Origin of the sequence: Amycolatopsis sp. EV170708-02-1 (assembly GCF_022479115.1) — a bacterium.
In the GTDB taxonomy this organism is placed as follows: domain Bacteria; phylum Actinomycetota; class Actinomycetes; order Mycobacteriales; family Pseudonocardiaceae; genus Amycolatopsis.
In genome coordinates, this window is sequence record NZ_CP092497.1 from 7,029,261 (window position 1) to 7,043,299 (window position 14,039).

General features: G+C 69.5%; 11 protein-coding genes. 7 read left to right on the forward strand and 4 right to left on the reverse strand.

Going from position 1 to position 14,039, the window contains the following annotated elements; all coding sequences use genetic code 11:
* Positions 1-175 precede the first annotated feature (175 nt).
* Together MJQ72_RS31970 and MJQ72_RS31975 are read left to right on the forward strand one after the other, a co-directional pair.
* The gene (locus tag MJQ72_RS31970) at positions 176-979 is read left to right on the forward strand and encodes an alpha/beta fold hydrolase (RefSeq protein ID WP_240594715.1); all 804 of its coding nucleotides are present in this window, start codon (positions 176-178) and stop codon (positions 977-979) included.
* Positions 979-1,737 carry an SDR family oxidoreductase gene (locus MJQ72_RS31975; protein WP_240594716.1) on the forward strand — a complete coding sequence of 253 codons (759 nt, stop codon included), beginning with the start codon at positions 979-981 and terminating at the stop codon, positions 1,735-1,737. The genes MJQ72_RS31970 and MJQ72_RS31975 overlap by 1 nt, the downstream gene beginning before the upstream one ends.
* On the opposite strand, the gene MJQ72_RS31980 is transcribed toward MJQ72_RS31975, so the two are convergent.
* A complete protein-coding gene (locus tag MJQ72_RS31980) occupies positions 1,676-3,274 on the reverse strand; it encodes a transposase (RefSeq protein WP_240594717.1) in 1,599 nt (532 codons plus the stop codon). The genes MJQ72_RS31975 and MJQ72_RS31980 overlap by 62 nt on opposite strands.
* 143 nt (positions 3,275-3,417) lie before the next feature.
* Here MJQ72_RS31980 and MJQ72_RS31985 point away from each other — a divergent pair, with 143 nt between their 5' ends.
* The 4 genes from MJQ72_RS31985 to MJQ72_RS32000 all read left to right on the forward strand — a co-directional run bounded on the left by MJQ72_RS31985 (position 3,418) and on the right by MJQ72_RS32000 (position 9,703).
* The gene (locus MJQ72_RS31985; protein WP_396426892.1) at positions 3,418-6,015 is read left to right on the forward strand and encodes a bifunctional FO biosynthesis protein CofGH; all 2,598 of its coding nucleotides are present in this window, start codon (positions 3,418-3,420) and stop codon (positions 6,013-6,015) included.
* Between the two features lie 203 nt (positions 6,016-6,218).
* Positions 6,219-7,070, forward strand: a complete 852-nt coding sequence (locus MJQ72_RS31990; RefSeq protein ID WP_240594718.1) for an arpA protein — start codon at positions 6,219-6,221, stop codon at positions 7,068-7,070.
* 21 nt (positions 7,071-7,091) lie between these two features.
* Entirely contained in the window at positions 7,092-7,925 is an 834-nt protein-coding gene (locus MJQ72_RS31995) for a class I SAM-dependent methyltransferase (RefSeq protein WP_240601471.1), read from the forward strand.
* Positions 7,922-9,703: a choline/carnitine O-acyltransferase gene (locus tag MJQ72_RS32000; RefSeq protein WP_240594719.1), complete on the forward strand. Its 1,782-nt coding sequence runs from the start codon at positions 7,922-7,924 to the stop codon at positions 9,701-9,703. The genes MJQ72_RS31995 and MJQ72_RS32000 overlap by 4 nt, the downstream gene beginning before the upstream one ends.
* An 81-nt stretch (positions 9,704-9,784) precedes the next feature.
* Here MJQ72_RS32000 and MJQ72_RS32005 read toward each other — a convergent pair whose 3' ends face one another.
* Together MJQ72_RS32005 and MJQ72_RS32010 are read right to left on the reverse strand one after the other, a co-directional pair.
* A complete protein-coding gene (locus MJQ72_RS32005) occupies positions 9,785-10,222 on the reverse strand; it encodes a hypothetical protein (RefSeq protein ID WP_240594720.1) in 438 nt (145 codons plus the stop codon).
* A 15-nt stretch (positions 10,223-10,237) separates the two neighbouring features.
* Complete coding sequence (locus MJQ72_RS32010) at positions 10,238-11,575, reverse strand: LVIVD repeat-containing protein (protein ID WP_240594721.1); 1,338 nt, start codon at positions 11,573-11,575, stop codon at positions 10,238-10,240.
* A gap of 100 nt (positions 11,576-11,675) precedes the next feature.
* On the opposite strand from MJQ72_RS32010, the gene MJQ72_RS32015 reads away from it, so the two are divergent.
* Complete coding sequence (locus tag MJQ72_RS32015; protein WP_240594722.1) at positions 11,676-13,118, forward strand: ABC transporter substrate-binding protein; 1,443 nt, start codon at positions 11,676-11,678, stop codon at positions 13,116-13,118.
* Here the strand turns inward: MJQ72_RS32015 and MJQ72_RS32020 are convergent.
* The gene (locus tag MJQ72_RS32020; RefSeq protein WP_240594723.1) at positions 13,098-13,997 is read right to left on the reverse strand and encodes a LysR family transcriptional regulator; all 900 of its coding nucleotides are present in this window, start codon (positions 13,995-13,997) and stop codon (positions 13,098-13,100) included. The genes MJQ72_RS32015 and MJQ72_RS32020 overlap by 21 nt on opposite strands.
* Between the last annotated feature and the right edge of the window lie 42 nt (positions 13,998-14,039).

Sequence of the window (14,039 nt, forward strand, 5' to 3'; positions counted from 1 at the left end):
ACAGGGGGGTACCTTAACGACATTCGCGCAGGTCAGAGGCGATAAACGAGCCCGATGCCGGCGATCACGCGGTGATCGCCCCGGGGGACCTCGGGTGAACTCCCGGGCAAGAATATTGCTCCGAGTACATTGCACCTTATTGATCCAGCGGATTGCTCCGATTAGCGTCGGGCTCATGAGCACTGCGGAACTCGACGGCATCTCCGTCGCTTACGACGACCTCGGCACCGGGTTGCCCGTCGTCCTCGTCCACGGCCACCCCTTCAACCGTTCGATGTGGCGTCCCCAGGCCGAGCGCTTCAGCCGGGAGGGCTACCGGGTCATCACCGCGGACCTCCGCGGGTACGGCGAGACGACCAAGCCGGCAATTGACCAGAAGACGGGTCTCGATGTCTTCGCAGCCGACATCGTCCGGCTCGCCGATCACCTCGGTCTAGGGCGCTTCGTCCTCGGTGGTCTCTCCATGGGCGGGCAGATCGTCATGGAGTTCCACCGCACCTATCCCGAGCGCGTCTCCGGGCTCCTGCTCGCCGACACCTCTCCCCAGGAGGAGACCGAGGAGGGCAAGCGCGTCCGCAACGAGATGGCGGACCGCGTCCTCGCGGAGGGAATGAACCCGTACGCGGAGGAAGTGCTGACGAAGATGGTCTCCCCGGAGAACGTCCGCACGATGCCGGACGTGGCGGCGCACGTCCTCGGCATGATGCGCACGACGCCCAAGGAAGGAGCGGCGGCCGCGCTCAGGGGACGGGCCGAGCGGCCGGACTATCGGGAGAGCCTCGCCCGCGTGGAGGTACCGGCGCTGGTCGTCGTCGGGGACGAGGACGAGTTCACCCCGGTCGCGGACGCCGAGCTCATGCACGACCTCATCCCAGGCTCCACCCTGGCGGTGATCGAAGGCGCCGCCCACATGCCTAACCTGGAGCGCGAGGCCGAGTTCAACGACGTGTTCGCACGGTTCTTGAAAGAGATTGATTGATGCCCCAGAAGACCGTATTCGTGACCGGTGCCAGCGCCGGGTTCGGCGTCGAGATCGTCCGCCGGTTCGCCGCCGACGGCGCCAAGGTCGTCGCGGCCGCGCGCAGCAAGGACCGGCTCGACAAGCTGGTCGGCGAGCTGGGCGAGAACGTCCTCCCCTTCGAGCTCGACGTCCGGGACGCCGACGCGGTGGCCGCGCTCCCCGGCGCGCTGCCCGCCGAATTCGCCGAGGTCGACCTGCTGGTGAACAACGCCGGCCTCGCGAAGGGCCTTGAGCCAGCGCACCGGGCGAAGCTCGACGACTGGGACCAGATGATCGACACGAACATCAAGGGGCTCGCGCACCTGACCCGCGCGTTGCTGCCCGGCATGGTCGAGCGCGGCCGCGGGCACGTGATCAACATCGGCTCGGTCGCGGGCAGCTACCCCTACCCCGGCGGCAACGCCTACGGGGCGACCAAGGCGTTCGTACACCAGTTCAGCTTGAATCTGCGCGCGGACCTGCAGGGCACCGGCGTCCGGGTGACCAACGTCGAGCCGGGCCTCGTCGGCGGCACCGAGTTCTCCGTCGTCCGGTTCGAGGGCGACCAGAGCAAGGCGGACAACGTCTACAAGGGCACGACGCCGCTGACGGCCGCCGACGTGGCCGAGTCCGTCTTCTGGGCGGCTTCGCAGCCGGAACACGTGAACATCAACGTCATCGAGCTGATGCCGGTGGTGCAGAGCTTCTCGGCTCTCCATATCCACCGAGAGAGCTGAGACCGAAGAGGTCGAAGAGCGCCTGCTGTTCCGGGTTCCGCTCGGTCAGCAGGCGCCGCGTCCGCGGGCGGCCGCCGGTGGACGGATACCGCAGCACCGTCTCCCCTATCCCCGCGAGGCTGTCCATCAGTTCGCGGACCGACAGGTTCATCCCGGCGCGGTCGGCCTCGCGCCGCATGAGGTGGGTGACCGTGGACGCGAGCACCGTGACCAGGGTGTGCACCGCGATCCGGTGCGGCGTCCAGTCCCAGCGCGGGGTCGGACCGGCGACGGCGGGGCCGGTCAGCCAGCGGAACGTCGAGTCGAGGTGGGTCCGGGCGCGGTACGCGGTGACGACCTCGGACACCGGCCAGTCGTGATCGGTGACCAGCACCTGCTTGCCGAAGAACTCGTCGTGCAACCGCGACACCGCGGCGTCGTCGACCTTCCAGGTCAGCCGGATCTCCCCCGGTTTCGTCCCGGTCAGTGCGGGTGAGAGCACCCGTTCGACGCGGCGGCCGCGGGTGATCCGCGCGATTTCGGCGTTCACCTGGCCGCGGTCGCCCCGGTACGTGCCCGAGGCCAGCGCGGCGTCGAGGCCGGCGAGTTCGCGGGTCGCGGTGCCCAGCTCCTCACCGAACGCGCGGGCCTGCGCGTTGTGCAGGGTCTCCGAATGGGTCAGGATCACGCGCCGCCGCACGCCGGCGACCACGGCCCTGGTGTCGAGGGCGGTCAGCCCGGCGAAACGCTCCGGGTCGACGGGTTTGCGCGCGGACGGCGGTTTCGCCAGCAGTTCCGGGTGCTCCGAGAGCGGGAGCGCGCCGACGAAATGCCGTCCGAGATCCAGTTGGGCCGCCTGGCCCGCGGTGAAGACCAGCGTGACCGGATACCGCGAGCGGAGTTCCTCGGCGAGTGCGGCGAACGGCGGCGCCCCTTCCCGCGGGTACACGTGCGACGCCAGCGGGATCGCGCCGTCCTTGGTCACCACCAGGCCGAGGCCGGCGAGTTCGCAGCGGCACGGGTCGGCGGTGGTGAAGGTGGCGAACTGCGGAACGTCGACGGCGAGCGCGGCGTCGCCCGTCCCCAGCCAGGAGAGCACCGCGTCGGCGACGGCCGTCTCGATCCGCGCGATCCGTTCGGGGGTGAGGCGTTGCAGCGCACGCCGGTGATTCGGAAGGTCGGCTTGGACGAATTCCCGGGCGACGGAGTCTCGCCACCAGTCGGCTAACTGCGTTTCCGGCGCTGTCGCCCGATGCAGGACGGCGAGCGCGAGATGCGAGCCCAGGGTGGTCGCCGCGCGCTGGGCTCCGACGGCTTCGTCGACCCGGCGCACGAAGTCGAGCCGCCGCAGCGTGGCCCACACTGCCGCGACGTCGCCGAAGGTCCGGTGACGCGCTTCGCCGGGGGCGGAGACGTCACCCTCCATCGCGCGCCCGATCTCCTCGGCCGTCCCGAGGTAACGCTGCGAAACCACCCTCGGCTCGCCGTCGACCCGCGCGGAGGTGACGAGGTAGTAGTACGTCCGCCCGCCGACCTTCTTGCCGATCACCGAAGCCACACTTTAGGTAATACACTCGCACCCGCCGATCGGCAACCAAGATCACGCTCTGACCAGCGGAAACGGTGACCTTACCCACGTGGGTGACGCGGTGGCGGGTTGCACACTGGCAGGTGGAGCGAGTCCGGCCATAGCGTGCGGGAATGGCATCCCCTGCTGACGCGAACGCCCCCACCACCTCGGCGATGCGCCGGGCGCTCGCCAGGGCGCGCGACGGGAAGACCCTCGACATCACCGAGGCTTCGATCCTGCTCCAGGCGCGTGGCGACGACCTCAAGACGCTGTCCGAGCACGCCTCCCGGGTCCGCGACGCCGGGCTCGTCGCGGCGGGCCGTCCCGGTGTGGTCACCTACAGCCGTTCGGTGTTCATCCCGCTGACCCGGCTGTGCCGGGACCGCTGCGGTTACTGCACCTTCGCGACCGTCCCCGGCCGCGTCGAATCGCCGTTCCTCTCCCCCGACGAGGTGCTCGACATCGCCCGCAAGGGTGCCGAGATGGGGGTCAAGGAAGCGCTGTTCACCCTCGGCGACCGCCCGGAAGACCGCTGGAAGGCGGCGAAGGACTGGCTCGACGCGCACGGTTACGACGACACGCTGTCCTACGTCCGGGCGATGGCGATCCGGGTCCTCGAAGAGACCGGCGTCCTCCCTCACCTCAACCCCGGCGTGCTGACCTGGCAGGACTTCCAGCGGCTCAAGCCGGTCTCGGCGTCGATGGGCATGATGCTGGAGACCACGGCGAAGCGGCTGTACACCGAGAAGGGCGGCCCGCACTACGGCTCGCCGGACAAGGATCCCGACGTCCGGCTGCGGGTGCTGGAGGACGCCGGCCGCAGTTCGGTGCCGTTCACCACCGGCATCCTGATCGGCATCGGCGAGAACTTCGAGGAACGCGCCGACTCCCTGTTCGCCATCCGCAAGGTCGCGAAGACCTACGGCGGCATCCAGGAGGTCATCGTCCAGAACTTCCGCGCGAAGCCGGACACCAAGATGCGCGCGACCCCGGACGCCGATCTCGAAGAGCTCGCCGCGACCATCGCCGTCGCGCGGCTCGTGCTCGGGCCGCGGATGCGGATCCAGGCGCCGCCGAACCTGATCGGCCAGCAGTACGAACTGATGCTGAACGCGGGGATCGACGACTGGGGCGGTGTCTCGCCGCTGACCCCCGACCACGTCAACCCCGAACGCGCGTGGCCGCAGATCGACGAGCTCAAACGCCGCACCGAAGCGCTCGGGTTCACCGTGCGCGAGCGGCTGCCGATCTACCCGGAGTACGTCAAGGCCGGCGAGCCGTGGCTGGACCCGCGGATGAACGCGCATCTCGCCCCGCTGACCGACACCGAGACCGGGCTCGCGATCGAAGAGGCCATCCCGGTGGGCATCCCGTGGCAGGAGCCGGACGGCGGCTGGAAGGAGGCCGGGCGGACCGATCTCCACGTCGAGGTCGACACGGTCGGGCGCACGGAGGACCGCCGCAGCGACTTCGACTCGGTGTACGGCGACTGGGCCGAGATCAAGGGCAACATCAAGACCGCGCCGCAGCGGTTCGACCTCGACGTCCGGGATGCCTTGCGCAGCGCGGAAAAGAACCCCGCCGGGCTTTCGGACGACGAGGCGCTGGCATTGCTGCACGCCGACGGACCGGAGCTCGACGCGTTCACCAAGATCGCCGACGACCTGCGTCGCGAGGTGAACGGCGACGACGTCACCTTCGTCGTCACGCGGAACATCAACTTCACCAACGTCTGTTACACCGGCTGCCGGTTCTGCGCCTTCGCCCAGCGGCGCACCGACGCCGACGCGTACACGCTCTCGCTGGAGCAGGTCGGCGACCGGGTCGACGAGGCGTGGGCCGCGGGCGCGACCGAGATCTGCATGCAGGGCGGCATCCACCCGGATCTGCCGGGCACCGCGTACTTCGACCTCGCGGCGGAGGTGAAACGCCGTCAGCCGGACATCCACCTGCACTCGTACTCGCCGATGGAGGTCGTCAACGGCGCTTCGCGGACGAACCTCTCGATCGAGGACTGGCTGGCGCGCGCGAAGGAAGCCGGCGTCGACTCGCTGCCGGGCACGGCGGCGGAGATCCTGGACGACGACGTGCGCTGGGTGCTGACGAAGGGCAAGCTGCCGACGTCCGAATGGATCAACGTCGTCACCACCGCGCACAAACTCGGCATCACGACGACGTCGACGATGATGTACGGCCACGTCGACACCCCGGCGCACTGGGTCGGGCATCTGAAACTGCTGGCGAAACTGCAGCGGGAAGGCCTGGAGCGCAACGGGCGGCGCGGGTTCAGCGAATTCGTGCTGCTGCCGTTCATCCACCAGAGCTCCCCGATCTACCTCGCCGGGCTCGCCAGGGCGGGGACGACGCTGCGCGAGAACCGCGCGGTGCACGCGCTGGCCCGGCTGCTTCTGCACGGGATGATCGACAACATCCAGAGCTCGTGGGTGAAACTCGGCGAGGAGGGCAGCCGCGCGGTGCTCCAGGGCGGGGTCAACGACATCGGCGGGACGCTGATGGAGGAGACGATCAGCCGGATGGCGGGCGCGGCCAACGGGTCGTACAAGACGATCAGCGACATGCGCGCGATGGTCGAACCGCTGGGCCGCCCGCTGCGGCAGCGGACCACGGAGTACGGCACGCCGACGGCCGAGCGGATCGCCGCCGCCCAGGCGTCCGACGGCGTCGCGACCGCGGTGCGGCGGCCGCTGCTGCCGCTTGTCACCAGCTGACGAAAAGTCGCCGACGGCCCCCTTATCCTCCATCCATGCCCCCGCCACCACCCTCAACGGACGCGCTGGCGCGCGCGGATTAATTTGTGACGCGGACAAGGGGGCCGTCACGTTGCGTGTGGCACCGCTCACAAGGCGCGGGGGTCGCGGGCGTTTTCTGTGCTAAACCCGAGACTCACTTCCGGGCAGCCGAGAGGACGTCGATGACCGCGAGCGCAGTCCAAGTGGCCGATACCGCCCGCTATCCGTTGTCCGAACCGGGAAGCCCCGCGTGGCGCGAAATCGTTTCCCGGACCCGCGCCGAACTGCGGGAAACGGGCTGCAGTGTGCTGGCCGACTTCATCCGTCCGGAGTTGCGCGACGCCCTTCGCCACGAAGGCGCGAAGATCGCTCCGGAGGCGTACGCGAAGGTCGAACGCGTCAACGCCTACAACATCGCCATCGACACTCCGCTGCCCGAGGACCATCCCGGCCGCACGATCATGGAACGCGGCAACGCTTTCGTGGCGCGAGACCGGATCCCGGCGACCGCGGTGATCCAGCAGCTGTACACGAGCCCGGAGTTCCAGCGGTTCGTGGCCGACTGCTTCGAACTCCCCGAGCTGCACGAACTCGCCGATCCGCTGTCCGGCCTGGTGCTCAACGTGATCGAGCCGGGCCGCTCGCATCCGTGGCATTTCGACACCAACGAGTACACGGTCAGCATGCTCACGCAGGAAGCGGCCGAAGGCGGTGTCTTCGAATACTGCCCGAACATCCGCTCCGAAACGGCGGAGAACTTCGGCGACGTCCGCGCCGTCCTGGCGGGCGAAGGTGATCACCTGATCAGGCGGCTCACTCTCCGTCCTGGCGATCTTCAGCTGTTTCGCGGACGCTTCGCGCTGCACCGGGTGAGTAGTGTTCAAGGGGCAGTCGCCCGCCATTCCGCGATCTTCGCGTACAGCGAGCGTCCTGGGGTCATCGGCAGTCCGGAACGGACGAGACAGCTGTTCGGCCGGGTCCTGCCGGAACACGTCGCTTCGGCGGCGGTCCGGGGCGATCAGCTGCTCGACTAAGTCAGGAGCTTGGCCGTGCCTTTGGATTCGACCGGCAAGATCAATTTCGATCACATCTACACCGAGCCCGATCCTCGCGCGTTCTTCGGCACCTTGCGCAGACTGGACTACGACATCCCGCAGCAGGCGAAGGCCTACTTCGCGAAACTGATCGACGAGTACCGCGCGGAGGCCGACGTCAAGGTCCCGACGGTGCTCGACCTCGGCTGTTCCTACGGTGTCAACGCGGCGCTGCACAGATTCGACACCACGATGGAGCGCCTGTACGACCATTACGCGTCCGCCGGTTCGCTGAGCCGGGACGAACTGATCGCGCGGGATCGCCGGATGGACGCCGTCGGCGACGGAGTCCGCTTCATCGGCCTCGACGCCTCCGCGCCCGCTCTGGACTACGCGCTGGCAGCGGGCTTCATCGACGAAGCGATCCACGCCGATCTTGAGAACGAAGACCCGACAGAGGAACAGCGCGCGTTGCTGGCCGATGTCGACATCGTCATCTCGACCGGCTGCGTCGGCTACGTCACCGAGAAGACCCTCGTGCGGATCGCGCGGGAAAACCGGCCTTGGATGGCGCATTTCGTCCTCCGGATGTTCTCCTACGGCCCGGTCGCCGACAGCCTCGGCGACCTGGAGTACGAGACGACCGGGGTCGAGGGCGTCTTCCGGCAGCGGAAATTCGCCTCGGCCGAGGAACAGACGCAGATCCTGGACAATCTGTCCGTCGCGGGTGTCGACCCGCGTGGGCTGGAGGACGGCGGCCGCCTGTACGCGCGGCTGTTCGTCTCCCGCCCGAACGGCGCGGCGGGCGGGCTCGCCTCCGCGCTGAACGCCCTTCCCCTTCGAGATCAAGGATGATCGTGAGCAGTCCGGAACCGTCCACCCACACGTTCGGCAACGAGGACAGCCTGCCGCGGGTCCCCGTCCCCCGCCTGGAGGACACCTGCCGCCGGTTCCTCGAGTGGTGCTCGCCGCTGCTCACCACCGGCGAACTCGCGGAGACCGAAGGCGCCGTCGCCGAGTTCCTCGCCGAAGGAAGCCCGGCGCACGAACTGCAGAGCGCGCTCGAGGCCTACGACAAGCGCGAAGACGTCCGGAGCTGGCTCGACACCTTCTGGCCGTACCGCTACCTCGGCCGTCGCGACCGGATCGCCCTCAACGCGAACTTCTTCTTCCTGTTCACCGAATCCCCGCTGGGGCAGCTGGAGCGCGCGGCCGAACTGGCGGCTTCGGCGGTGGACTACAAGCTGAAGCTCGACGAGGAACTGGTGCCGCCGATCCTGCTGCGCGGGCAGCCGCAGTCGATGGTGCAGCACAAGTTCCTGTTCTCGGCGACGCGGATCCCCGGCGCCGTGCAGGACACCGCGCGCACGCCGTACCGCGAGGACTGGCCGGGGCCGTCGAGGGCGCGGCATATCGTGGTCTTCCACCGCGACACCCCGTTCCGGATGGACGTCATCGCGCCCGACGGCCGCCCGTACTCCCCCGAACAGCTGGTCGCGGGGCTGCAGGCGATCGTGAAGTCGGGGAACTTCGTCGAAGACCCGCAGACCGCCGCCGGGCATTTCACCACCAAGGCCAGGGCCGAATGGGCGGCGACGCGGGAAGCGTTGCTGGCGGCGGGGAACGCGGCCGCGCTCGACGACATCGAGACGGCGTTGTTCTGCCTGTGCCTGGAGGACTTCACGCCGTCGGGCACGCAGGAGGCGTGCGACCACCTGCTGCACGGCGACAGCGGGAACCGCTGGTTCGACAAGGCCGTGTCGCTGATCGTGTTCGAGGACGGCACGGCGGGGATCAACGTCGAGCACTGCGAACTGGACGGGACCACGATCCTCGGGTTCACCGACGCGCTGCTCAGCGGGACACGGCTGGAGCGGCCGCCTGCCGACGGTGTGCCGTCGTCCGAGGTCATCGAGTTCGTCCTGGGTGACGCGCTGCGCGAGGACGCGCGAGCCGCCGCCGCGTCCTTCGCCGAGTACGCCGACGCGACCGCTACGAAGACGGTGTCCTTTACCGACTTCGGCGCGAAGCGGGCGAAGGAGCTGGGGATGTCCCCGGATGCCTTCGCGCAGATGGCGTACCAGCTCGCGCACAAACGGGCGAAGGGGATCACGGGCGCGACGTACGAGTCGATCGCGACGCGGCAGTACCAGAACGGGCGCACCGAAGCGATGCGTGTGGTGACTCCCGAGGTGCTGTGGTTCGTCCAAGTGATGAACGACCCGCAAGCCGACCGGCAGACGCGCCAGGCGGCTTTCCGCGCGGCGGCCGCGAAGCACGTCACGCGGGCGAAGGAGTGCCAGGCGGGTGACGCGCCGGAGCAGCACCTGTGGGAGCTGCAGCTGATCCAGAAGCGGCGCGGCGTCGAGGACTCTCCCTCGCTGTACTCGTCACCCGGCTGGCTGAAGATGCGCAACGACTACCTGAGCACCAGCTCGGCGCCGTCGGTGAACATCCGGTACTTCGGTTTCGGGTCGACCAGCCCGCAGTGCATCGGCGTCGCGTACGTGCTGCTGCCCGAGTCGCTGAATCTGTACCTGTGCACGCCGAAGCACGTGGCGCACGAGATGGAGCTGTTCGCGACGGAACTGACCGCGGCCGTGGCGGAACTGCAGGAGTTGCTGGCCTCTTGAGCGGGGCCTGAGTTGGGCCGAAGGCGTCCTTCGCCGCGTCGGATGCGGTGAAGGACGCCTTCGGCCCGAACAGGCCTCCGCTCACATGGTCGTCGAGGTGAGGAAGGCCTGTTCGGACCCGTCGGCGACGAACGCGGTCCGCGCCTTGGTGGTCGTGGGCAGCGCGCAGGAAAGCCACTTCACCCCGGTCGGGAAGAGCCCCTTCAAGGGCTCGGGCACCATCGGGGAACCCGCTTGGCACTGGTAGCCGTCCAGCACTTTCGCGACGGCCTCGCGACGCAGCTTCACCACCGCGGACAACCGGAGATCGGACGGCCCCGGCGCCGCGTCCCGCCCCTGGCCGGCGCCCATCCTCTCCTCGACCCAGGACGCCTGGACGATCTCGCCGACCTCCGGGAAGTCCTCGGCGACCGGCGCCGGATCGGTGTGGACGGCCACTTCCTTCGGCGGGACCGGGTCACAGGCCGCGATCAGGACGATCGCGGCCGTGATCCCCAGCATCTTCCCCATGGTGCGCATGGGGAAGATCCTGCCTCAGGCGGTGAGCTTCAGGATGTCGATTCCGCGAGTGTTGTCGGCGACATAGACGTAACCCTTGTGCCAGTACGGCGCCCACGCGCTGGCGTCCGCCGGGCGGAAGTAGGCGATCTGCTTCGGGTCGGTCGGGTCGCTGACGTCGAGGAACCGCGTGCCCTGCGCGTAGAAGGACTGCACGAGGACCTTGCCGCGGATGTCGAAGTAGTGCGCGGAGCAGTCACCCGACGCCGGGTCGCTGCCTTCCTGGCCGGCGACGCTCCAGGTGCCGACGGACTTCAGGCGGAACGGCTTCTCCGGCGTCGAGCGCCAGCCTTCGCCGTTGTAGGAGTTCTGCAGCGACGAGATCGTCAGCACGCCGTCGCCGGCGCAGCCGTCGAGGAAGCTCTCTTCGGTGGCGTAGATCAGGTCGCGGCCGTGCCAGCGGTTCGAGTCGGCGCCGTCGGCCGAGCGGTGTCCCGCCGGGTGGAAGCTGTTGTGCATGAACTTCGACGGCGCCGCCGTCTCCTCGATCCCGCCGCCCGCGTACGGCACGGGGTCGAACGCCGTCGCGCGGCGCACCTTGCCCTGCACGGGATCGCGGTGGTAGCCGTTGGTCCAGTAGCCGCGGACGCCGCCTCGCCCGGACACCCACGCCACGCCCTCGTCGTCGACCTGGACGTCGTGCACGTAGTCGGTCTTGCCGTCGTTGCGCGCGAGCTCGATCGGGTTCGGGAACGTCTTGGGGTTGCGCGGGTCGCGGATGTCGGTCACCCAGATCGGGCGGCCGCCCCAGTCCGCGGGCTGGTTCGCGGCCTTGGCGGGGCCGCCGGTCCAGAGGTACCGGCAGTCGTCGACACAGCTGGTCGTGTGGCCGGCGGGCACCTTGGTGTAGCTCAGGACGGCCGGTTTGTCCGGGTTCTTCAGATCGATGATGTAGATGCCGGACTCACCGGTCTGCGTGGTGCCGCCGTAGGCCCGCGGGTCCCGCGCGAGGAAGACGAGCTTGCGCTTGACGTCGACCTCGGTGTCTTCGGTCTCCCACAGGCCGGGGAGGCTGACCTCGCCGATCAGCTTCGGGGCGGTGGGGTTCTTCGTCAGGTCGTAGACCTTCAGGCCGAACTCGCCGGAAACCGCCATGACGTCACGCTTGCCGTACTGCAGGAACCCCATGGCGATGGCGCCTTGCGCGTCGGGCACGTTGCCGACGGCCTTGACGTTCTTCACCGCGCCGGGGGCACCCGCGGCCCGGACCTTCTCGGCGGCCGGTTTGTCCTCTTCGCCGCACGCCGCGGCGGGCAAGCCGGTGGCGATCAAGGTCGCGGTGACCGTGGTGAGCGCCAAACACGAACGGAGCAACCAGTTTCCTCGCACAGAAACCTCCCAGGCTGGTCCCTGCACCTTATGATCGCCACTTTGCCCGCACAACCGCCAATAGTCGCCGCGGGACTGCTATGACATGACCATGCGCTCGCGTCTTCTGGCCCCGCTCCTCGCCGCCGCCCTGGTCGCGGCGGGCTGCACCGAATCCGGCGAACCGCCCGCACCGGACGTTCTTCGCGTGGGCCTGGCCGCCCCGGCGACCCTGCTGCCCGCCGACGTCCGCGACCAGTCCGGGCGGATGCTCGCGGGCGCGCTGTGGACACCGCTGGCCGACTACGACCCGGCGACGGGGAAGACGGCGCCGCGGGCGGCCGAATCGTTCTCCAGCTCCGATCGGGTCACGTGGACGGTCAAGCTCAAGGACGGCGGGAAGTTCCACGACGGCACCCCCGTGACCGCGCAGTCCTATGTGGACACCTGGAAGGCGATCGGGGCGGAGCGGTGGCAGGCGTCCCGGGTGGTCAAGGATCTCTTGCGGGCCAAGGAGATCACCGCGCCGGACCCGCTGACCATCCGGCTCGTGCTCGACCGGCCGTCCGGGCAGGTCCCGGCGCTGCTCTCCTCGCCCGCGCTGGTCCCGATGCCCGCTTCCGCGCTGGCTTCGCGTGACTGGGCGGGCTTCGCGCAGCGTCCGGTCGGCAACGGACCGTTCCGGCTGGACGGCGCGTGGCAGCCGTCGGGCGGCAAACTCGTCCGGGTCGCCGACGCGCCGGGCAAGGCGCGGGTGATCGAGCTGAAGACCGGCGACGCGGCGGCACAGTACGACGAGGTCAAGGCCGGGAAACTCGACCTTTCCACCTTCGTCCCCGGTGATCGCCACGAGGCCATGCACGCGGATTTCGCGCAGCGGCACGTGATGTGGGCCCTGCCCACCGTCGCCTACCTCGGATTCCCCTTGACCGCACCGCATTTCTCCGACGCGACCGTCCGGCACGGCTTCGCGCTCGGCATCGACCGCGCGGTTTTGGAGGCGGGCGCGCTGGGCAAGCAGGTGGATCCGGCGAAGTCGCTGCTGCCGCCCGCCGTCGCCCCGGGTGAGCGCAGCAGCACCTGCCGCCCCTGCACGTTCGACGCCGGTGCCGGGAAATCCCTGCTGACCCAGGCGGAGTTCCCGGCCACCCCCGTCCACTTCGGACAGTCCCAGGCCAGCTGGCTGCGACCGCTCGCGGAGCAGGTCGGCGCGGCCGTCGGTGTCCCGCTCGCCCCGGAGCCCGGGCAAGGACCGTTCGCGATCGACGTGGCGCTGACGACGCCGAGCCCCCAAGAAGTGCTGGCCGAGATTGTGAAGGCGACCGGCTACGCCAGCGACGGTTTCGCCGACCTGCTGAAATCGGCCGAGGAGACCGAGTCCGCCGAAAGCGGCGAGATCTACCGGCTGGTGGAGAACCAGTTGCTGCGCGATCTCCCGGTCGTGCCGCTGTGGTCCGGCCACGGGCACGCGGTCTGGGCGGACCGCGCCGGTGACGTCAAGGCGACGGCGTTCGGCGGCGTGGACCTCTCAGGGGTTTCCGTGCGGTGACCCGAGCGTGCACTTCCCCGCGACGACGTCGATGAACGCCGAGGTCAGCGGGTCGGGCGTGCTACGGCAGTAGGCGGCGAGCGTGCGCCGGATCGCCGGTTCGGGCCGCAGGACGCGGCCGTGGAAACCTTCGGGCAGCACGTTGGCCGGGACCAGCGCGGGACCGAGGCCCGCGGCCGCGAGCATCGGGGCGGCCGCGCTCTGTTCGGTCCGGACCGCGGCCCTCGGCTGGAATCCCGCTGCGGCGCAGGCCTGGTCGACGAGGTCGGCCAGGCCGTTGCCCGGCGCGTAGTGCACCCACGCGCAGTCGGCGAGGGTCGCCAGGTCGACGACGCCGGTGCCGTCGTCCTCGCGCGGCCCGTCGATCGGCAGGACGACGACGAACTCCTCGACCCCGAGTTCGCGCACCGGCCCGTCCCAGCCCGGCGGGACCGGGCCGACCGCGACGTCGGCCTCCCCCGCCGCCATCGCCTCCCGGAGTTCGTCCGCGTGCCGGAACTCCACCAGCCGGATGTCGACGTCGGGCCGCTCCCGGCGCCACACCCGCAACGCCGCGGGAAGGACCCCGAGGCCGACCGAGTAGACCGTGGCGATCTGCAGCTCCCCGGCCTCCAGGCCGGACGCCTGCCGGGCCGCGCACCGCGCGCGTTCGGCGTCGGCGAGGGTGGCGCGGGCGTGCGGCAGCATGGCGCGGCCCATCGGGGTGAGCCGGACGCTGCGGGGCAACCGTTCGAGCAGCGGGCCGCCGACGCCTTTCTCCAGCGCGCGCACCTGATGCGACAACGCGGGCTGTGTCACGTGCAGCAGCTCGGCGGCCCGGGTGAAGGAGCCGGTGTCGACGACGGTCACTAGGTATTCGAGCTGCCGCAAACTGGCCATGAAGAGAGTTTATCGGAGCGGTGAGATCTATGCCTTGGACTT

What these genes read in the sequence shown, in the direction of transcription:
- MJQ72_RS32005 (WP_240594720.1), bottom strand. Translation starts at nt 10,222, where the DNA reads ATGCGCACCATGGGGAAGATGCTGGGGATCACGGCCGCGATCGTCCTG.
- MJQ72_RS31990 (WP_240594718.1), top strand. Translation starts at nt 6,219, where the DNA reads ATGACCGCGAGCGCAGTCCAAGTGGCCGATACCGCCCGCTATCCGTTG.
- MJQ72_RS32000 (WP_240594719.1), top strand. Translation starts at nt 7,922, where the DNA reads ATGATCGTGAGCAGTCCGGAACCGTCCACCCACACGTTCGGCAACGAG.
- MJQ72_RS31985 (WP_396426892.1), top strand. Translation starts at nt 3,418, where the DNA reads ATGGCATCCCCTGCTGACGCGAACGCCCCCACCACCTCGGCGATGCGC.
- MJQ72_RS32015 (WP_240594722.1), top strand. Translation starts at nt 11,676, where the DNA reads ATGACCATGCGCTCGCGTCTTCTGGCCCCGCTCCTCGCCGCCGCCCTG.
- MJQ72_RS32020 (WP_240594723.1), bottom strand. Translation starts at nt 13,997, where the DNA reads ATGGCCAGTTTGCGGCAGCTCGAATACCTAGTGACCGTCGTCGACACC.
- MJQ72_RS31970 (WP_240594715.1), top strand. Translation starts at nt 176, where the DNA reads ATGAGCACTGCGGAACTCGACGGCATCTCCGTCGCTTACGACGACCTC.
- MJQ72_RS31975 (WP_240594716.1), top strand. Translation starts at nt 979, where the DNA reads ATGCCCCAGAAGACCGTATTCGTGACCGGTGCCAGCGCCGGGTTCGGC.